The sequence below is a fragment of the Bacillus sp. FSL H8-0492 genome (assembly GCF_038006145.1).
GTDB classification, from domain to species: domain Bacteria; phylum Bacillota; class Bacilli; order Bacillales; family Bacillaceae_G; genus Bacillus_A; species Bacillus_A mycoides.
Window position 1 is genome coordinate 272,870 of sequence record NZ_JBBOUP010000001.1, and the last position, 21,589, is coordinate 294,458.

Consider the following 21,589-nt stretch of genomic DNA (forward strand, 5'->3'; position numbering starts at 1 on the left):
AACGTCAATTTTTATTTTTAGATGCTAGACAAACTAACTTTATTGGAGAGTTTGATCCTGGCTCAGGATGAACGCTGGCGGCGTGCCTAATACATGCAAGTCGAGCGAATGGATTAAGAGCTTGCTCTTATGAAGTTAGCGGCGGACGGGTGAGTAACACGTGGGTAACCTACCCATAAGACTGGGATAACTCCGGGAAACCGGGGCTAATACCGGATAATATTTTGAACTGCATAGTTCGGAATTGAAAGGCGGCTTCGGCTGTCACTTATGGATGGACCCGCGTCGCATTAGCTAGTTGGTGAGGTAACGGCTCACCAAGGCGACGATGCGTAGCCGACCTGAGAGGGTGATCGGCCACACTGGGACTGAGACACGGCCCAGACTCCTACGGGAGGCAGCAGTAGGGAATCTTCCGCAATGGACGAAAGTCTGACGGAGCAACGCCGCGTGAGTGATGAAGGCTTTCGGGTCGTAAAACTCTGTTGTTAGGGAAGAACAAGTGCTAGTTGAATAAGCTGGCACCTTGACGGTACCTAACCAGAAAGCCACGGCTAACTACGTGCCAGCAGCCGCGGTAATACGTAGGTGGCAAGCGTTATCCGGAATTATTGGGCGTAAAGCGCGCGCAGGTGGTTTCTTAAGTCTGATGTGAAAGCCCACGGCTCAACCGTGGAGGGTCATTGGAAACTGGGAGACTTGAGTGCAGAAGAGGAAAGTGGAATTCCATGTGTAGCGGTGAAATGCGTAGAGATATGGAGGAACACCAGTGGCGAAGGCGACTTTCTGGTCTGTAACTGACACTGAGGCGCGAAAGCGTGGGGAGCAAACAGGATTAGATACCCTGGTAGTCCACGCCGTAAACGATGAGTGCTAAGTGTTAGAGGGTTTCCGCCCTTTAGTGCTGAAGTTAACGCATTAAGCACTCCGCCTGGGGAGTACGGCCGCAAGGCTGAAACTCAAAGGAATTGACGGGGGCCCGCACAAGCGGTGGAGCATGTGGTTTAATTCGAAGCAACGCGAAGAACCTTACCAGGTCTTGACATCCTCTGAAAACTCTAGAGATAGAGCTTCTCCTTCGGGAGCAGAGTGACAGGTGGTGCATGGTTGTCGTCAGCTCGTGTCGTGAGATGTTGGGTTAAGTCCCGCAACGAGCGCAACCCTTGATCTTAGTTGCCATCATTAAGTTGGGCACTCTAAGGTGACTGCCGGTGACAAACCGGAGGAAGGTGGGGATGACGTCAAATCATCATGCCCCTTATGACCTGGGCTACACACGTGCTACAATGGACGGTACAAAGAGCTGCAAGACCGCGAGGTGGAGCTAATCTCATAAAACCGTTCTCAGTTCGGATTGTAGGCTGCAACTCGCCTACATGAAGCTGGAATCGCTAGTAATCGCGGATCAGCATGCCGCGGTGAATACGTTCCCGGGCCTTGTACACACCGCCCGTCACACCACGAGAGTTTGTAACACCCGAAGTCGGTGGGGTAACCTTTATGGAGCCAGCCGCCTAAGGTGGGACAGATGATTGGGGTGAAGTCGTAACAAGGTAGCCGTATCGGAAGGTGCGGCTGGATCACCTCCTTTCTATGGAGAATTGATGAACGCAGTTCATCAATAAACGTTGACTTGTTTTGTTTCGTTCAGTTTTGAGAGAACTATCTCTCAAGTTTAAATGTATGTTCTTTGAAAACTAGATAACAGTGTAGCTCATATTTTTTTAATTTTAGTTTGGTTAAGTTAGAAAGGGCGCACGGTGGATGCCTTGACACTAGGAGTCGATGAAGGACGGGACTAACGCCGATATGCTTCGGGGAGCTGTAAGTAAGCTTTGATCCGAAGATTTCCGAATGGGGAAACCCACTATACGTAATGGTATGGTATCCTTACCTGAATACATAGGGTATGGAAGACAGACCCAGGGAACTGAAACATCTAAGTACCTGGAGGAAGAGAAAGCAAATGCGATTTCCTGAGTAGCGGCGAGCGAAACGGAATCTAGCCCAAACCAAGAGGCTTGCCTCTTGGGGTTGTAGGACATTCTATACGGAGTTACAAAGGAACGAGGTAGACGAAGCGACCTGGAAAGGTCCGTCACAGAGGGTAATAACCCCGTAGTCGAAACTTCGTTCTCTCTTGAATGTATCCTGAGTACGGCGGAACACGTGAAATTCCGTCGGAATCTGGGAGGACCATCTCCCAAGGCTAAATACTCCCTAGTGATCGATAGTGAACCAGTACCGTGAGGGAAAGGTGAAAAGCACCCCGGAAGGGGAGTGAAAGAGATCCTGAAACCGTGTGCCTACAAATAGTCAGAGCCCGTTAATGGGTGATGGCGTGCCTTTTGTAGAATGAACCGGCGAGTTACGATCCCGTGCGAGGTTAAGCTGAAGAGGCGGAGCCGCAGCGAAAGCGAGTCTGAATAGGGCGTTTAGTACGTGGTCGTAGACCCGAAACCAGGTGATCTACCCATGTCCAGGGTGAAGTTCAGGTAACACTGAATGGAGGCCCGAACCCACGCACGTTGAAAAGTGCGGGGATGAGGTGTGGGTAGCGGAGAAATTCCAATCGAACCTGGAGATAGCTGGTTCTCCCCGAAATAGCTTTAGGGCTAGCCTTAAGTGTAAGAGTCTTGGAGGTAGAGCACTGATTGAACTAGGGGTCCTCATCGGATTACCGAATTCAGTCAAACTCCGAATGCCAATGACTTATCCTTAGGAGTCAGACTGCGAGTGATAAGATCCGTAGTCAAGAGGGAAACAGCCCAGATCGCCAGCTAAGGTCCCAAAGTGTGTATTAAGTGGAAAAGGATGTGGAGTTGCTTAGACAACTAGGATGTTGGCTCAGAAGCAGCCACCATTTAAAGAGTGCGTAATAGCTCACTAGTCGAGTGACTCTGCGCCGAAAATGTACCGGGGCTAAATACACCACCGAAGCTGCGAATTGATACCAATGGTATCAGTGGTAGGGGAGCGTTCTAAGTGCAGTGAAGTCAGACCGGAAGGACTGGTGGAGCGCTTAGAAGTGAGAATGCCGGTATGAGTAGCGAAAGACGGGTGAGAATCCCGTCCACCGAATGCCTAAGGTTTCCTGAGGAAGGCTCGTCCGCTCAGGGTTAGTCAGGACCTAAGCCGAGGCCGACAGGCGTAGGCGATGGACAACAGGTTGATATTCCTGTACCACCTCTTTATCGTTTGAGCAATGGAGGGACGCAGAAGGATAGAAGAAGCGTGCGATTGGTTGTGCACGTCCAAGCAGTTAGGCTGATAAGTAGGCAAATCCGCTTATCGTGAAGGCTGAGCTGTGATGGGGAAGCTCCTTATGGAGCGAAGTCTTTGATTCCCCGCTGCCAAGAAAAGCTTCTAGCGAGATAAAAGGTGCCTGTACCGCAAACCGACACAGGTAGGCGAGGAGAGAATCCTAAGGTGTGCGAGAGAACTCTGGTTAAGGAACTCGGCAAAATGACCCCGTAACTTCGGGAGAAGGGGTGCTTTCTTAACGGAAAGCCGCAGTGAATAGGCCCAAGCGACTGTTTAGCAAAAACACAGGTCTCTGCGAAGCCGTAAGGCGAAGTATAGGGGCTGACACCTGCCCGGTGCTGGAAGGTTAAGGAGAGGGGTTAGCGTAAGCGAAGCTCTGAACTGAAGCCCCAGTAAACGGCGGCCGTAACTATAACGGTCCTAAGGTAGCGAAATTCCTTGTCGGGTAAGTTCCGACCCGCACGAAAGGTGTAACGATTTGGGCACTGTCTCAACCAGAGACTCGGTGAAATTATAGTACCTGTGAAGATGCAGGTTACCCGCGACAGGACGGAAAGACCCCGTGGAGCTTTACTGTAGCCTGATATTGAATTTTGGTACAGTTTGTACAGGATAGGCGGGAGCCATTGAAACCGGAGCGCTAGCTTCGGTGGAGGCGCTGGTGGGATACCGCCCTGACTGTATTGAAATTCTAACCTACGGGTCTCATCGACCCGGGAGACAGTGTCAGGTGGGCAGTTTGACTGGGGCGGTCGCCTCCTAAAGTGTAACGGAGGCGCCCAAAGGTTCCCTCAGAATGGTTGGAAATCATTCGTAGAGTGCAAAGGCATAAGGGAGCTTGACTGCGAGACCTACAAGTCGAGCAGGGACGAAAGTCGGGCTTAGTGATCCGGTGGTTCCGCATGGAAGGGCCATCGCTCAACGGATAAAAGCTACCCCGGGGATAACAGGCTTATCTCCCCCAAGAGTCCACATCGACGGGGAGGTTTGGCACCTCGATGTCGGCTCATCGCATCCTGGGGCTGTAGTCGGTCCCAAGGGTTGGGCTGTTCGCCCATTAAAGCGGTACGCGAGCTGGGTTCAGAACGTCGTGAGACAGTTCGGTCCCTATCCGTCGTGGGCGCAGGAAATTTGAGAGGAGCTGTCCTTAGTACGAGAGGACCGGGATGGACGCACCGCTGGTGTACCAGTTGTTCTGCCAAGGGCATAGCTGGGTAGCTATGTGCGGAAGGGATAAGTGCTGAAAGCATCTAAGCATGAAGCCCCCCTCAAGATGAGATTTCCCATAGCGTAAGCTAGTAAGATCCCTGAAAGATGATCAGGTTGATAGGTTCGAGGTGGAAGCATGGTGACATGTGGAGCTGACGAATACTAATAGATCGAGGACTTAACCATATAATATGAAGCTAATGTTATCTAGTTTTGAAGGAATATGCCTTCATCAGTTTGGTGATGATGGCAGAGAGGTCACACCCGTTCCCATACCGAACACGGAAGTTAAGCTCTCTAGCGCCGATGGTAGTTGGGACCTTGTCCCTGTGAGAGTAGGACGTCGCCAAGCGACTTTAAGACGAGTCAGAATGACTCGTCTTTTTTGTGTTTTAAACTTCTTATCAGTCTCAAGTAAGTAATCCTTATTATTTTGATCCTCTCATATTCATTTTCTTTCATCATTTTTGATGTGTAGTTTAAGATTTTCTATTCTATTTTTTGTAGAAGCAATCTATCGGTGTGTTAAAATAGTACAGTTGTTTTTCGAGGTACTTTAATATAGAAAGATTTAAATTTTTTAAGGAGATAATATGAAGAAGATAGGTGTAATTACTATAGTGGTTTTAGTCCTTCTAGCAATTACTTATATGTTAGTCGGGAATTATTTTTATAATTATGCGTTGAATGCGAAACAAGAGAAAGAGTTTTTAGAGGATAATCCTCACTTAGTAGAAACTGTGAATGCATCGGGAGGTGTGTTTGCTACAAATGAAGAAAAGGATGCGAACTTTGTATCAAATCATAAACCTAATATACGAAACATAAATTCTTTCGATAAGTTGAAATTAACAGGTTATGAATATATGAATGAACAATCTAGCCATAAATGGGCAATTGTAGTTCATGGATATGATAGTAGGGCATCGAAAATGACGAAATATATCCGGAATTTTTATGAAGAAGGATATAACGTCATAGCGCCAGATCTTCGTGGGCATGGAAATAGTGAAGGTGATTATATAGGGATGGGCTGGCACGATCGTAAAGATATTTTGATTTGGATTCAACAAATTGCAAAGAAAGACCCTAATGCTGAAATAGCACTCTTTGGAGTTTCAATGGGGGGAGCAACTGTAATGATGACTTCAGGTGAAGAGTTACCCTCTAACGTTAAAGTTATTATTGAAGATTGTGGATACTCAACTGTTATTGATGAATTTACTTATCAATTAAACGATTTATTCCACTTGCCGAAGTTTCCTGTTATGAATGCGGCAAATACAGTTACAAAATTAAGAGCTGGATATGATTTAGAAGAAGCTTCAGCTGTAAAACAAGTAGCGAAAAGTAAAACACCGATGCTATTTATTCATGGGGACGCTGATACATTCGTTCCTTATGAAATGTTAGATGAAGTATATAATGCTGCAAAAGTAGAAAAAGAGAAATTAATTGTTCCAGGTGCTGGACATGGAGAAGCCGAGAAGGTAGATTCGAATAAATATTGGAATACCATATGGGAATTCGTGGGGAGATACATTCCAGCGTAATTAGATTGTTTTAGATTTGTATTTTGTATATACGATAATCAGAAGGAAATGTTTTTATACTTTTGATTATCGTTTTTTCTATTTAAAAACTCATTTTAGTTTGTAGTATATAAGGTTTGAAGCATAAATTTTTGAATTCCTTATTGCCAGTGCTACAATAATTGAAAACTACATGTTAATGAGGTGTTTCTATGAAAATTGAAGTATGGTCAGATTTTGTATGCCCATTTTGTTATATTGGGAAACGTAGATTAGAAATGGCTTTAGAGCAATTTCCGCATAAGAAAGATGTTGAAGTTGAGTTTAAAAGTTTTGAATTAGACCAAAATGCTCCAATCTATTCTGGAACAAGTATTAATGAAGTACTTGCATCAAAGTATGGGATTAGTATTGAAGAAGCTAAGCGTAATAATATACAACTCGGCAATCATGCAGCTAGTATGGGGTTAAGTTTTAATTTTGAAGAGATGAAGCCGACGAACACTTTTGATGCGCATCGTCTTGCCAAATTTGCAAAGGATCAAGGGAAAGAAAAAGAGATTACGGAAAATCTACTTTGTGCATATTTCACTGAATCGAAAAATTTAAGTGATGTGGATACGCTTGCTACTATTGCTGAAGCTTCAGGTTTAGATAAGCAAGAAGCTCTACATGTTATTAATGATAAAAGCGCATATGCAAATGATGTTAGAATTGATGAAGCGATTGCTCAGCAATATCAAATTTCGGGAGTTCCTTATTTTATTATTAATCAAAAGTATGCTATTTCAGGTGCGCAACCACTTGAAACTTTTGTTGGTGCACTTCAGCAAGTTTGGGAAGAAGAGAATCCTGCACCTAAGTTACAAGAGCTTTCTTCAGAGGGTGGAAGCGATATGTCTTGTACGGATGAAAGTTGTTCTGTACCTTCAAAAGAACAATAGTTTTTATGATGGAATAGCAACCCATAGAGTGTTTCATGGGTTGCTATTCTATTCTTATAGAAGAGGTATATAAATAGATAAATTAATAACGTAAATAGGATTTATAAAAAAATGAAGTTTTTTATAAAAACATATTGACGATTGTAGGTTAGAGGTGTAATATAGAACAAGTCGCCGATAGCAACAACGCAGAAAGCGACAAACGAAATAAAAAACTTAGTTGACATTAACTAACGAAGATGTTAACATAAGGAAGTCGCAAATGGGCGACCGAGTAGTTCTTTGAAAACTGAACGAAACAAACAACGTGAACGTCAATTTTTATTTTTAGATGCTAGACAAACTAACTTTATTGGAGAGTTTGATCCTGGCTCAGGATGAACGCTGGCGGCGTGCCTAATACATGCAAGTCGAGCGAATGGATTAAGAGCTTGCTCTTATGAAGTTAGCGGCGGACGGGTGAGTAACACGTGGGTAACCTACCCATAAGACTGGGATAACTCCGGGAAACCGGGGCTAATACCGGATAATATTTTGAACTGCATAGTTCGGAATTGAAAGGCGGCTTCGGCTGTCACTTATGGATGGACCCGCGTCGCATTAGCTAGTTGGTGAGGTAACGGCTCACCAAGGCGACGATGCGTAGCCGACCTGAGAGGGTGATCGGCCACACTGGGACTGAGACACGGCCCAGACTCCTACGGGAGGCAGCAGTAGGGAATCTTCCGCAATGGACGAAAGTCTGACGGAGCAACGCCGCGTGAGTGATGAAGGCTTTCGGGTCGTAAAACTCTGTTGTTAGGGAAGAACAAGTGCTAGTTGAATAAGCTGGCACCTTGACGGTACCTAACCAGAAAGCCACGGCTAACTACGTGCCAGCAGCCGCGGTAATACGTAGGTGGCAAGCGTTATCCGGAATTATTGGGCGTAAAGCGCGCGCAGGTGGTTTCTTAAGTCTGATGTGAAAGCCCACGGCTCAACCGTGGAGGGTCATTGGAAACTGGGAGACTTGAGTGCAGAAGAGGAAAGTGGAATTCCATGTGTAGCGGTGAAATGCGTAGAGATATGGAGGAACACCAGTGGCGAAGGCGACTTTCTGGTCTGTAACTGACACTGAGGCGCGAAAGCGTGGGGAGCAAACAGGATTAGATACCCTGGTAGTCCACGCCGTAAACGATGAGTGCTAAGTGTTAGAGGGTTTCCGCCCTTTAGTGCTGAAGTTAACGCATTAAGCACTCCGCCTGGGGAGTACGGCCGCAAGGCTGAAACTCAAAGGAATTGACGGGGGCCCGCACAAGCGGTGGAGCATGTGGTTTAATTCGAAGCAACGCGAAGAACCTTACCAGGTCTTGACATCCTCTGAAAACTCTAGAGATAGAGCTTCTCCTTCGGGAGCAGAGTGACAGGTGGTGCATGGTTGTCGTCAGCTCGTGTCGTGAGATGTTGGGTTAAGTCCCGCAACGAGCGCAACCCTTGATCTTAGTTGCCATCATTAAGTTGGGCACTCTAAGGTGACTGCCGGTGACAAACCGGAGGAAGGTGGGGATGACGTCAAATCATCATGCCCCTTATGACCTGGGCTACACACGTGCTACAATGGACGGTACAAAGAGCTGCAAGACCGCGAGGTGGAGCTAATCTCATAAAACCGTTCTCAGTTCGGATTGTAGGCTGCAACTCGCCTACATGAAGCTGGAATCGCTAGTAATCGCGGATCAGCATGCCGCGGTGAATACGTTCCCGGGCCTTGTACACACCGCCCGTCACACCACGAGAGTTTGTAACACCCGAAGTCGGTGGGGTAACCTTTATGGAGCCAGCCGCCTAAGGTGGGACAGATGATTGGGGTGAAGTCGTAACAAGGTAGCCGTATCGGAAGGTGCGGCTGGATCACCTCCTTTCTATGGAGAATTGATGAACGCAGTTCATCAATAAACGTTGACTTGTTTTGTTTCGTTCAGTTTTGAGAGAACTATCTCTCAAGTTTAAATGTATGTTCTTTGAAAACTAGATAACAGTGTAGCTCATATTTTTTAATTTTAGTTTGGTTAAGTTAGAAAGGGCGCACGGTGGATGCCTTGACACTAGGAGTCGATGAAGGACGGGACTAACGCCGATATGCTTCGGGGAGCTGTAAGTAAGCTTTGATCCGAAGATTTCCGAATGGGGAAACCCACTATACGTAATGGTATGGTATCCTTACCTGAATACATAGGGTATGGAAGACAGACCCAGGGAACTGAAACATCTAAGTACCTGGAGGAAGAGAAAGCAAATGCGATTTCCTGAGTAGCGGCGAGCGAAACGGAATCTAGCCCAAACCAAGAGGCTTGCCTCTTGGGGTTGTAGGACATTCTATACGGAGTTACAAAGGAACGAGGTAGACGAAGCGACCTGGAAAGGTCCGTCACAGAGGGTAATAACCCCGTAGTCGAAACTTCGTTCTCTCTTGAATGTATCCTGAGTACGGCGGAACACGTGAAATTCCGTCGGAATCTGGGAGGACCATCTCCCAAGGCTAAATACTCCCTAGTGATCGATAGTGAACCAGTACCGTGAGGGAAAGGTGAAAAGCACCCCGGAAGGGGAGTGAAAGAGATCCTGAAACCGTGTGCCTACAAATAGTCAGAGCCCGTTAATGGGTGATGGCGTGCCTTTTGTAGAATGAACCGGCGAGTTACGATCCCGTGCGAGGTTAAGCTGAAGAGGCGGAGCCGCAGCGAAAGCGAGTCTGAATAGGGCGTTTAGTACGTGGTCGTAGACCCGAAACCAGGTGATCTACCCATGTCCAGGGTGAAGTTCAGGTAACACTGAATGGAGGCCCGAACCCACGCACGTTGAAAAGTGCGGGGATGAGGTGTGGGTAGCGGAGAAATTCCAATCGAACCTGGAGATAGCTGGTTCTCCCCGAAATAGCTTTAGGGCTAGCCTTAAGTGTAAGAGTCTTGGAGGTAGAGCACTGATTGAACTAGGGGTCCTCATCGGATTACCGAATTCAGTCAAACTCCGAATGCCAATGACTTATCCTTAGGAGTCAGACTGCGAGTGATAAGATCCGTAGTCAAGAGGGAAACAGCCCAGATCGCCAGCTAAGGTCCCAAAGTGTGTATTAAGTGGAAAAGGATGTGGAGTTGCTTAGACAACTAGGATGTTGGCTCAGAAGCAGCCACCATTTAAAGAGTGCGTAATAGCTCACTAGTCGAGTGACTCTGCGCCGAAAATGTACCGGGGCTAAATACACCACCGAAGCTGCGAATTGATACCAATGGTATCAGTGGTAGGGGAGCGTTCTAAGTGCAGTGAAGTCAGACCGGAAGGACTGGTGGAGCGCTTAGAAGTGAGAATGCCGGTATGAGTAGCGAAAGACGGGTGAGAATCCCGTCCACCGAATGCCTAAGGTTTCCTGAGGAAGGCTCGTCCGCTCAGGGTTAGTCAGGACCTAAGCCGAGGCCGACAGGCGTAGGCGATGGACAACAGGTTGATATTCCTGTACCACCTCTTTATCGTTTGAGCAATGGAGGGACGCAGAAGGATAGAAGAAGCGTGCGATTGGTTGTGCACGTCCAAGCAGTTAGGCTGATAAGTAGGCAAATCCGCTTATCGTGAAGGCTGAGCTGTGATGGGGAAGCTCCTTATGGAGCGAAGTCTTTGATTCCCCGCTGCCAAGAAAAGCTTCTAGCGAGATAAAAGGTGCCTGTACCGCAAACCGACACAGGTAGGCGAGGAGAGAATCCTAAGGTGTGCGAGAGAACTCTGGTTAAGGAACTCGGCAAAATGACCCCGTAACTTCGGGAGAAGGGGTGCTTTCTTAACGGAAAGCCGCAGTGAATAGGCCCAAGCGACTGTTTAGCAAAAACACAGGTCTCTGCGAAGCCGTAAGGCGAAGTATAGGGGCTGACACCTGCCCGGTGCTGGAAGGTTAAGGAGAGGGGTTAGCGTAAGCGAAGCTCTGAACTGAAGCCCCAGTAAACGGCGGCCGTAACTATAACGGTCCTAAGGTAGCGAAATTCCTTGTCGGGTAAGTTCCGACCCGCACGAAAGGTGTAACGATTTGGGCACTGTCTCAACCAGAGACTCGGTGAAATTATAGTACCTGTGAAGATGCAGGTTACCCGCGACAGGACGGAAAGACCCCGTGGAGCTTTACTGTAGCCTGATATTGAATTTTGGTACAGTTTGTACAGGATAGGCGGGAGCCATTGAAACCGGAGCGCTAGCTTCGGTGGAGGCGCTGGTGGGATACCGCCCTGACTGTATTGAAATTCTAACCTACGGGTCTCATCGACCCGGGAGACAGTGTCAGGTGGGCAGTTTGACTGGGGCGGTCGCCTCCTAAAGTGTAACGGAGGCGCCCAAAGGTTCCCTCAGAATGGTTGGAAATCATTCGTAGAGTGCAAAGGCATAAGGGAGCTTGACTGCGAGACCTACAAGTCGAGCAGGGACGAAAGTCGGGCTTAGTGATCCGGTGGTTCCGCATGGAAGGGCCATCGCTCAACGGATAAAAGCTACCCCGGGGATAACAGGCTTATCTCCCCCAAGAGTCCACATCGACGGGGAGGTTTGGCACCTCGATGTCGGCTCATCGCATCCTGGGGCTGTAGTCGGTCCCAAGGGTTGGGCTGTTCGCCCATTAAAGCGGTACGCGAGCTGGGTTCAGAACGTCGTGAGACAGTTCGGTCCCTATCCGTCGTGGGCGCAGGAAATTTGAGAGGAGCTGTCCTTAGTACGAGAGGACCGGGATGGACGCACCGCTGGTGTACCAGTTGTTCTGCCAAGGGCATAGCTGGGTAGCTATGTGCGGAAGGGATAAGTGCTGAAAGCATCTAAGCATGAAGCCCCCCTCAAGATGAGATTTCCCATAGCGTAAGCTAGTAAGATCCCTGAAAGATGATCAGGTTGATAGGTTCGAGGTGGAAGCATGGTGACATGTGGAGCTGACGAATACTAATAGATCGAGGACTTAACCATATAATATGAAGCTAATGTTATCTAGTTTTGAAGGAATATGCCTTCATCAGTTTGGTGATGATGGCAGAGAGGTCACACCCGTTCCCATACCGAACACGGAAGTTAAGCTCTCTAGCGCCGATGGTAGTTGGGACCTTGTCCCTGTGAGAGTAGGACGTCGCCAAGCAACTTTAAGACGAGTCAGAATGACTCGTCTTTTTTGTGTTTAATGAAATAAGCTTGTTATTAATGGTTCAAGAAACCTATTGATAACAAGCTTATTTGTTTAAAGGTAAGCGTATTTATATAAAATTGTTATTCATTATAGGCTTTACTTTGTTTCTTACATCGATAAGCTCAAAACGTTCATAAGCAAGTAGCATATTGTTTATTTGTAATGGGGGTAGCGTCAGGAAAATGCGGATTTACAACGATAAGGAAATTCCAAATTAAAAAGCCCAACTTCTCCACAAATCAAAATAGAGAAATTGAGCTTTTCAGTTACTTCATTTATTTATTGAATTCATTAACTGGAAGAAGTATTCAGGTTTATGAGTCTTATTTAGGTTATACCATGAATGTAATGCATCTGGTGTAAATACATCTATTTTTTTCAGTACCTCCATTGCAAATTCCAGAGGAGCTATTCCTGATGCAGTAACTAAATTCGCATCAGATACCGCAGATCCCAACTCATAGAACTTTTCTCCTTTATAGTTAGGACATACCATTTTAGTATATTCTAAGTTATTACTTGTATGCTTTCTAGTATCTAAGTATCCCATATTCGCGAGGCCCTCAGTTGCACCACAAATTGCAGCAACAATAGTGCCAAGCTTTAAAGCTTGGCCAATTCTTTCCAAGATAGGTTGATGAATTTCTTCACTCCAAGTAGTCCCTCCTGGTAAAATTAAAAGATCTTTACTCTCAAGAGTACATTCATCAAGGGAAATATCTGGTTTTATGCTCAGTCCTCCCATAGTAGTAATCATTTCTTTATTAGCTCCTACTGTAATTACTTTTAAAGGTGCTAAATCTTTTTTGAAATATCTTCCTGAGTTTAGTTCAGCAATTAAATATCCATATTCCCAGTCCGACATTGTATTAAATACATATAGAAAAGCTTTTTTTGTTTGCATCCAATAACACTCCAATCACGATTAATATAGCTATTATAATATAACTTCCCTGACAGTTAATGTCAGGGAAGTTATCATACTTGATGAAATTTTATTAATTCCGACAGAACTTCAATAAGTCTTTTCTTAAGACTTATTGGCTCAATAACTTTAATAGATTTATTGTACGGTAAAAGTAAATAAGGTACATATGTATGTATCATATCTTTTTCAAGAAGAAAAACTGCTTGATTTGAAGTCCGTTCTTGTAAATAATGTCCTAAAAACCAATGTTGGCAAATATCAGCCAATACACTTTTATCCCCATTAATAACCAAAGAAATAATCCCTTCCTTATCTTCTATAGTTGGAAGAAGACTTTTTATAAAAAAGTCACGTGCTGAAAAATTTTCTGGCCGGTTAAACTTATTTTCGGTTAGCATTAGACTTTCAATTCGATCTACTCTAAAACTACGGATATCATTCCTAAGATGACAAAATCCAATCACATACCACTTATTATTCCAATAGATAATTCTGTACGGATCGACCAATCTATAATTTAATTGCTTTTCGCCACTTTTATGGTAAAGAATTTTTACTGAGTACCCGTCAGCTACGGCCTGTTCCAACTCCTTCAAAAAAGGTTCTATAGAGAGTGAACTTAATCGACTTATTACTTCAAGACTAGTTAAATGTTGGTTTATCTTTGTTTCCTGCTCTTGATTTGAGTATTTACTTAGTTTTGAAATGGCCCTATTTAGTGCTTCACCTCCATAATATCCGGCTTCTTCTGCAAAAACAGCAGCGTGAAATAGTGAAGTTTGCTCCTCAAAATCAAAAAAAAGAGGAGCCTCAATAAAATTGTTCAATAAAGTGTATCCACCGTTATGTCCTGTTTCTGAAATTATAGGTACGCCACTTGTTGAAATTGTATCAATATAACGATACACAGTCCTTATATTCATCTCTAACTTTTCTGAAATTTGTTTTGCAGTAATTTTTTCACCTGAACGAAGCATCCATAGAATTGCTAACATATTGTCAATTTTAGGCATATAATTCCACCTCTATATGAAATTTATTTTCTATTATATATTTCCGATTTTTGATATAACTCATCAACTGTTCCTTTCCGATAGCTTTCTATATAATGAGGCCCTAGACACATTTGTAATTTCACAAATTTGATTTACAGTCATATCTCCCTCTTTATAAAGCTTTACTGCATATTCATTCCTGCATGATTTTTATGGTACTTCTTTAACCGACCTTTAAACTTTCCTTCTTTCTTAGCCAGTTCAATTCCTTCACGCTGCCGCATACGGATAAGATCACGTTCTAATTGGTTTACACCCGCCATAACCGTAATTAAGAATTGGCTGTAGGGATTATCTTCTGATAAATCTAGCCATGTATCTTTTAAGGATTTTAAATTTGCCTTTTTATTCCGTATGTTATCGATTAATTCAAATAAATCTTGTGTACTACGAGTAATCCGAGTTAAGTCCGTGACATAAATGATGTCACCTTCTTGTATATCCTCTAACATTTTTTGAAGTTGCTCACGATCTTTTGTTGCTCCGGAAACTTTTTCTTCAAAAATAATATCCATTCCGATTTCGTTCAGTTGCTGAAATTGCCTTGAAGGATTCTGGCTAGTTGAACTGACGCGTATATAACCGATTTTTCGCAAAATATCACCTCATTTTTGAGACAAGTCTTATGAGACGCTCTTAACTATGATTTTATCAGTCTCCTAAACTCTATTGATATATAATTAAACTAATTAACTGAATAATTACATAAATGAGATGATAATGGCTTTAATTCGTGAATAGCAAAGAAGCTACCACATGTTAAATTGAAGTGAACCCGAATAGTGGTACATGAAAAAAGTTTGAAGAAAAAAAGTTCATTGTAACAGGCTATTTGTTTCATTTATCACGCTATTTGCGGGCAGTAAAACTCCCACCTCAAAATTCAGCTGGAGCAAAGAAGTTAGGTGGGAGCCCTGTTGCCTGTAAACGCCCCATTGGTGAAGGCTAATAATCAGTGGGGGATCAACAACCCCATTGATTAAAGTTTCACTTTATTTGTTTTAAGCAGTTATATGGTGAAAGTGGTGGAGTTAAAAAGATAATAGCGCGTGTTCTTTTTTGCTGAATCTGGCTTTTGAAGAGCGGTGATAATTTCAAAATATAATTCTTGAAAATCTTATGTATTACTTTCGCATATAACATTTTGGATAAAGATGTGTGGATTAATGTTTAGACTCTATAATCTTTTTTATAGTTTGGATAGTTTGTTACACGAAATTCCCAAGAAAATTTTCGATTGGGAAGATCAGTTATGAGTAGTAATATTGGAACTGCTCTTGTACATAGTGTTCAGCTTCTTTATAAGTTCTACTTGTTTCCTCTAGTAGTTGGATAAGAATCTTTTTTTGTAGCCTTATAAATAAGATAACTAAAGTATAGTTGGCCACTGGTTGCTATTTGAACAGCATATTTGTCTTTATTATCACGTTGATATAAATAAGTTGGAGGAAGAATGGGTTCATCGGGAATAAATGTAGGTAGTTATATACTCTATTTGTAATTTGGTTGGAAATAATGAAACTATATGCTTTGTTAGCGATGCTATTTGCTCTTCTAACGGAAAAACTTATAGATATAGGATACAACTCTTTAAATTTTATAATTTTGTAGCTTTTATATAGAAGATAAGTGTAAGTGAAAAATTATAGTGTGATTACTTAAATGCAAGGAAGTAGTGGTGTATAACAAGAGAATAGAACATTCGTTCTTGAATGGTGTAATGGACATACTCAATCAATTGAGGCGCTTATTTTCTATTGGATATATGTGTTTAAAGAAGAGCTGCCATACTAGGTTCGGATTTCCAGTATAGCTTGTAACTTTACATGCTTTAGTGAAGTGGTTCTTCAGTAAAGTATATTTCAATTATTAATATTGGATTTATTGACACTCCCACTGCTAAAGGGGCAACCTGATTAACATCAGTGTGATTCTTGCTACCAAAGGCGAAGTCCATTTTTGGTATCGCTGACGTGCAAGATTGTAGTGTGCCATCACCACTCTCACTATAGACCGTATAGGTTCGCGAGCTACGTTGCTATGACCGTTTTGCATGTTCATATGTTTTAGCGTCTTTTTCTAGTCTATAGTTGACGTGTATCAAAACAATAAGTGTTTTCTGTGAAAGTATCGTGAAATCTGTAAACGAACCAATTATTCTATCTCCAACTGGTTTTATGAAATAATCTACGAATGGTCCTTTACTCATCATAATTTTTAATATTAATTGAATCTAGTCTATAGTCGGTTCATTCTATTATGAATAGTTCAGGAGAGTGTGTGTACTGTTAGAAAGAGATATTGTAATTAAGATAAGGAAAGTAAATGAAGTTGCTAGAAAAGAATTTCTTGTGGAACCCAGTAATGTACGGGGGATAATCCTCTTGAAATAGAGAGGTTTGTTAGGGGAGATTAGTAGATAGAGGTAGACAATGATTGCTATTTAGTAAAATCTTTGTGGATTCTTATGTAACCTTTACTAATCGGGAATTTATGATCGTCAGGCTCACTACTAACTTCCTTGCTTCAGCCGAACTTTGAGGTGGGAGTCTTACTGTCCGCAAATAGCGGGATAAAATGGTGTGAACATATTAAATTAAATATCTTTATAAAAAGGTGTTGACGATTAGAGTATTGAGGTGTAATATAGAACAAGTCGCCGATAGTAACAACGCAGAAAGCGACAAAAGAAATAAAAAAACTTGGTTGACATTGAAATATGAAAATGTTAACATAAGGGAGTCGCAAATGAGCGGCAAACAAGTTCTTTGAAAACTGAACGAAACAAACAACGTGAACGTCAATTTTTATTTTTAGATGCTAGACAAACTAACTTTATTGGAGAGTTTGATCCTGGCTCAGGATGAACGCTGGCGGCGTGCCTAATACATGCAAGTCGAGCGAATGGATTAAGAGCTTGCTCTTATGAAGTTAGCGGCGGACGGGTGAGTAACACGTGGGTAACCTACCCATAAGACTGGGATAACTCCGGGAAACCGGGGCTAATACCGGATAATATTTTGAACTGCATAGTTCGAAATTGAAAGGCGGCTTCGGCTGTCACTTATGGATGGACCCGCGTCGCATTAGCTAGTTGGTGAGGTAACGGCTCACCAAGGCGACGATGCGTAGCCGACCTGAGAGGGTGATCGGCCACACTGGGACTGAGACACGGCCCAGACTCCTACGGGAGGCAGCAGTAGGGAATCTTCCGCAATGGACGAAAGTCTGACGGAGCAACGCCGCGTGAGTGATGAAGGCTTTCGGGTCGTAAAACTCTGTTGTTAGGGAAGAACAAGTGCTAGTTGAATAAGCTGGCACCTTGACGGTACCTAACCAGAAAGCCACGGCTAACTACGTGCCAGCAGCCGCGGTAATACGTAGGTGGCAAGCGTTATCCGGAATTATTGGGCGTAAAGCGCGCGCAGGTGGTTTCTTAAGTCTGATGTGAAAGCCCACGGCTCAACCGTGGAGGGTCATTGGAAACTGGGAGACTTGAGTGCAGAAGAGGAAAGTGGAATTCCATGTGTAGCGGTGAAATGCGTAGAGATATGGAGGAACACCAGTGGCGAAGGCGACTTTCTGGTCTGTAACTGACACTGAGGCGCGAAAGCGTGGGGAGCAAACAGGATTAGATACCCTGGTAGTCCACGCCGTAAACGATGAGTGCTAAGTGTTAGAGGGTTTCCGCCCTTTAGTGCTGAAGTTAACGCATTAAGCACTCCGCCTGGGGAGTACGGCCGCAAGGCTGAAACTCAAAGGAATTGACGGGGGCCCGCACAAGCGGTGGAGCATGTGGTTTAATTCGAAGCAACGCGAAGAACCTTACCAGGTCTTGACATCCTCTGAAAACTCTAGAGATAGAGCTTCTCCTTCGGGAGCAGAGTGACAGGTGGTGCATGGTTGTCGTCAGCTCGTGTCGTGAGATGTTGGGTTAAGTCCCGCAACGAGCGCAACCCTTGATCTTAGTTGCCATCATTAAGTTGGGCACTCTAAGGTGACTGCCGGTGACAAACCGGAGGAAGGTGGGGATGACGTCAAATCATCATGCCCCTTATGACCTGGGCTACACACGTGCTACAATGGACGGTACAAAGAGCTGCAAGACCGCGAGGTGGAGCTAATCTCATAAAACCGTTCTCAGTTCGGATTGTAGGCTGCAACTCGCCTACATGAAGCTGGAATCGCTAGTAATCGCGGATCAGCATGCCGCGGTGAATACGTTCCCGGGCCTTGTACACACCGCCCGTCACACCACGAGAGTTTGTAACACCCGAAGTCGGTGGGGTAACCTTTATGGAGCCAGCCGCCTAAGGTGGGACAGATGATTGGGGTGAAGTCGTAACAAGGTAGCCGTATCGGAAGGTGCGGCTGGATCACCTCCTTTCTATGGAGAATTGATGAACGCAGTTCATCAATAAACGTTGACTTGTTTTGTTTCGTTCAGTTTTGAGAGAACTATCTCTCAAGTTTAAATGTATGTTCTTTGAAAACTAGATAACAGTGTAGCTCATATTTTTTAATTTTAGTTTGGTTAAGTTAGAAAGGGCGCACGGTGGATGCCTTGACACTAGGAGTCGATGAAGGACGGGACTAACGCCGATATGCTTCGGGGAGCTGTAAGTAAGCTTTGATCCGAAGATTTCCGAATGGGGAAACCCACTATACGTAATGGTATGGTATCCTTACCTGAATACATAGGGTATGGAAGACAGACCCAGGGAACTGAAACATCTAAGTACCTGGAGGAAGAGAAAGCAAATGCGATTTCCTGAGTAGCGGCGAGCGAAACGGAATCTAGCCCAAACCAAGAGGCTTGCCTCTTGGGGTTGTAGGACATTCTATACGGAGTTACAAAGGAACGAGGTAGACGAAGCGACCTGGAAAGGTCCGTCACAGAGGGTAATAACCCCGTAGTCGAAACTTCGTTCTCTCTTGAATGTATCCTGAGTACGGCGGAACACGTGAAATTCCGTCGGAATCTGGGAGGACCATCTCCCAAGGCTAAATACTCCCTAGTGATCGATAGTGAACCAGTACCGTGAGGGAAAGGTGAAAAGCACCCCGGAAGGGGAGTGAAAGAGATCCTGAAACCGTGTGCCTACAAATAGTCAGAGCCCGTTAATGGGTGATGGCGTGCCTTTTGTAGAATGAACCGGCGAGTTACGATCCCGTGCGAGGTTAAGCTGAAGAGGCGGAGCCGCAGCGAAAGCGAGTCTGAATAGGGCGTTTAGTACGTGGTCGTAGACCCGAAACCAGGTGATCTACCCATGTCCAGGGTGAAGTTCAGGTAACACTGAATGGAGGCCCGAACCCACGCACGTTGAAAAGTGCGGGGATGAGGTGTGGGTAGCGGAGAAATTCCAATCGAACCTGGAGATAGCTGGTTCTCCCCGAAATAGCTTTAGGGCTAGCCTTAAGTGTAAGAGTCTTGGAGGTAGAGCACTGATTGAACTAGGGGTCCTCATCGGATTACCGAATTCAGTCAAACTCCGAATGCCAATGACTTATCCTTAGGAGTCAGACTGCGAGTGATAAGATCCGTAGTCAAGAGGGAAACAGCCCAGATCGCCAGCTAAGGTCCCAAAGTGTGTATTAAGTGGAAAAGGATGTGGAGTTGCTTAGACAACTAGGATGTTGGCTCAGAAGCAGCCACCATTTAAAGAGTGCGTAATAGCTCACTAGTCGAGTGACTCTGCGCCGAAAATGTACCGGGGCTAAATACACCACCGAAGCTGCGAATTGATACCAATGGTATCAGTGGTAGGGGAGCGTTCTAAGTGCAGTGAAGTCAGACCGGAAGGACTGGTGGAGCGCTTAGAAGTGAGAATGCCGGTATGAGTAGCGAAAGACGGGTGAGAATCCCGTCCACCGAATGCCTAAGGTTTCCTGAGGAAGGCTCGTCCGCTCAGGGTTAGTCAGGACCTAAGCCGAGGCCGACAGGCGTAGGCGATGGACAACAGGTTGATATTCCTGTACCACCTCTTTATCGTTTGAGCAATGGAGGGACGCAGAAGGATAGAAGAAGCGTGCGATTGGTTGTGCACGTCCAAGCAGTTAGGCTGATAAGTAGGCAAATCCGCTTATCGTGAAGGCTGAGCTGTGATGGGGAAGCTCCTTATGGAGCGAAGTCTTTGATTCCCCGCTGCCAAGAAAAGCTTCTAGCGAGATAAAAGGTGCCTGTACCGCAAACCGACACAGGTAGGCGAGGAGAGAATCCTAAGGTGTGCGAGAGAACTCTGGTTAAGGAACTCGGCAAAATGACCCCGTAACTTCGGGAGAAGGGGTGCTTTCTTAACGGAAAGCCGCAGTGAATAGGCCCAAGCGACTGTTTAGCAAAAACACAGGTCTCTGCGAAGCCGTAAGGCGAAGTATAGGGGCTGACACCTGCCCGGTGCTGGAAGGTTAAGGAGAGGGGTTAGCGTAAGCGAAGCTCTGAACTGAAGCCCCAGTAAACGGCGGCCGTAACTATAACGGTCCTAAGGTAGCGAAATTCCTTGTCGGGTAAGTTCCGACCCGCACGAAAGGTGTAACGATTTGGGCACTGTCTCAACCAGAGACTCGGTGAAATTATAGTACCTGTGAAGATGCAGGTTACCCGCGACAGGACGGAAAGACCCCGTGGAGCTTTACTGTAGCCTGATATTGAATTTTGGTACAGTTTGTACAGGATAGGCGGGAGCCATTGAAACCGGAGCGCTAGCTTCGGTGGAGGCGCTGGTGGGATACCGCCCTGACTGTATTGAAATTCTAACCTACGGGTCTCATCGACCCGGGAGACAGTGTCAGGTGGGCAGTTTGACTGGGGCGGTCGCCTCCTAAAGTGTAACGGAGGCGCCCAAAGGTTCCCTCAGAATGGTTGGAAATCATTCGTAGAGTGCAAAGGCATAAGGGAGCTTGACTGCGAGACCTACAAGTCGAGCAGGGACGAAAGTCGGGCTTAGTGATCCGGTGGTTCCGCATGGAAGGGCCATCGCTCAACGGATAAAAGCTACCCCGGGGATAACAGGCTTATCTCCCCCAAGAGTCCACATCGACGGGGAGGTTTGGCACCTCGATGTCGGCTCATCGCATCCTGGGGCTGTAGTCGGTCCCAAGGGTTGGGCTGTTCGCCCATTAAAGCGGTACGCGAGCTGGGTTCAGAACGTCGTGAGACAGTTCGGTCCCTATCCGTCGTGGGCGCAGGAAATTTGAGAGGAGCTGTCCTTAGTACGAGAGGACCGGGATGGACGCACCGCTGGTGTACCAGTTGTTCTGCCAAGGGCATAGCTGGGTAGCTATGTGCGGAAGGGATAAGTGCTGAAAGCATCTAAGCATGAAGCCCCCCTCAAGATGAGATTTCCCATAGCGTAAGCTAGTAAGATCCCTGAAAGATGATCAGGTTGATAGGTTCGAGGTGGAAGCATGGTGACATGTGGAGCTGACGAATACTAATAGATCGAGGACTTAACCATATAATATGAAGCACTGTTATC

The 21,589-nt window shown here is 45.2% G+C and carries 5 protein-coding genes, 8 rRNA genes and 1 pseudogene; 10 read left to right on the forward strand and 4 right to left on the reverse strand.

Going from position 1 to position 21,589, the window contains the following annotated elements; genetic code table 11:
- Positions 1–39: 39 nt before the first annotated feature.
- From MHH66_RS01580 to rrf (MHH66_RS01615), 8 genes are all read left to right on the forward strand, one after another.
- Positions 40–1,591, forward strand: a 16S ribosomal RNA gene (locus MHH66_RS01580).
- A gap of 146 nt (positions 1,592–1,737) precedes the next feature.
- A 23S ribosomal RNA gene (locus tag MHH66_RS01585) occupies positions 1,738–4,659 on the forward strand.
- 50 nt (positions 4,660–4,709) lie between these two features.
- Positions 4,710–4,825, forward strand: a 5S ribosomal RNA gene (gene rrf, locus MHH66_RS01590).
- Together the 16S, 23S and 5S rRNA genes form the textbook arrangement of a ribosomal RNA operon.
- Before the next feature lie 241 nt (positions 4,826–5,066).
- On the forward strand, positions 5,067–6,026 hold the full coding sequence (locus MHH66_RS01595; RefSeq protein WP_078186031.1) for an alpha/beta hydrolase: 960 nt from the start codon (positions 5,067–5,069) through the stop codon (positions 6,024–6,026).
- A gap of 191 nt (positions 6,027–6,217) precedes the next feature.
- A complete protein-coding gene (locus MHH66_RS01600; protein WP_002035454.1) occupies positions 6,218–6,949 on the forward strand; it encodes a DsbA family oxidoreductase in 732 nt (243 codons plus the stop codon).
- Positions 6,950–7,298: 349 nt separating this feature from the next.
- Positions 7,299–8,850, forward strand: a 16S ribosomal RNA gene (locus MHH66_RS01605).
- Between the two features lie 145 nt (positions 8,851–8,995).
- A 23S ribosomal RNA gene (locus tag MHH66_RS01610) occupies positions 8,996–11,917 on the forward strand.
- 50 nt (positions 11,918–11,967) lie between these two features.
- Positions 11,968–12,083: ribosomal RNA gene (rrf, locus tag MHH66_RS01615) — 5S ribosomal RNA — on the forward strand.
- A gap of 319 nt (positions 12,084–12,402) precedes the next feature.
- On the opposite strand, the gene MHH66_RS01620 is transcribed toward rrf (MHH66_RS01615), so the two are convergent.
- The 4 genes and pseudogenes from MHH66_RS01620 to MHH66_RS01635 form a co-directional block, all read right to left on the reverse strand.
- The gene (locus tag MHH66_RS01620) at positions 12,403–13,035 is read right to left on the reverse strand and encodes a type 1 glutamine amidotransferase family protein (protein WP_002139367.1); all 633 of its coding nucleotides are present in this window, start codon (positions 13,033–13,035) and stop codon (positions 12,403–12,405) included.
- 74 nt (positions 13,036–13,109) lie between these two features.
- The gene (locus MHH66_RS01625) at positions 13,110–14,072 is read right to left on the reverse strand and encodes a helix-turn-helix transcriptional regulator (protein ID WP_078186023.1); all 963 of its coding nucleotides are present in this window, start codon (positions 14,070–14,072) and stop codon (positions 13,110–13,112) included.
- 63 nt (positions 14,073–14,135) lie between these two features.
- Positions 14,136–14,710, reverse strand: a pseudogene (locus MHH66_RS01630) (recombinase family protein).
- 1,442 nt (positions 14,711–16,152) lie between these two features.
- Positions 16,153–16,326, reverse strand: a complete 174-nt coding sequence (locus MHH66_RS01635; protein WP_154696945.1) for a hypothetical protein — start codon at positions 16,324–16,326, stop codon at positions 16,153–16,155.
- A gap of 623 nt (positions 16,327–16,949) precedes the next feature.
- On the opposite strand from MHH66_RS01635, the gene MHH66_RS01640 reads away from it, so the two are divergent.
- Both MHH66_RS01640 and MHH66_RS01645 read left to right on the forward strand, forming a co-directional pair.
- Positions 16,950–18,501, forward strand: a 16S ribosomal RNA gene (locus MHH66_RS01640).
- Positions 18,502–18,646: 145 nt separating this feature from the next.
- A 23S ribosomal RNA gene (locus MHH66_RS01645) occupies positions 18,647–21,568 on the forward strand.
- Positions 21,569–21,589 lie beyond the last annotated feature (21 nt).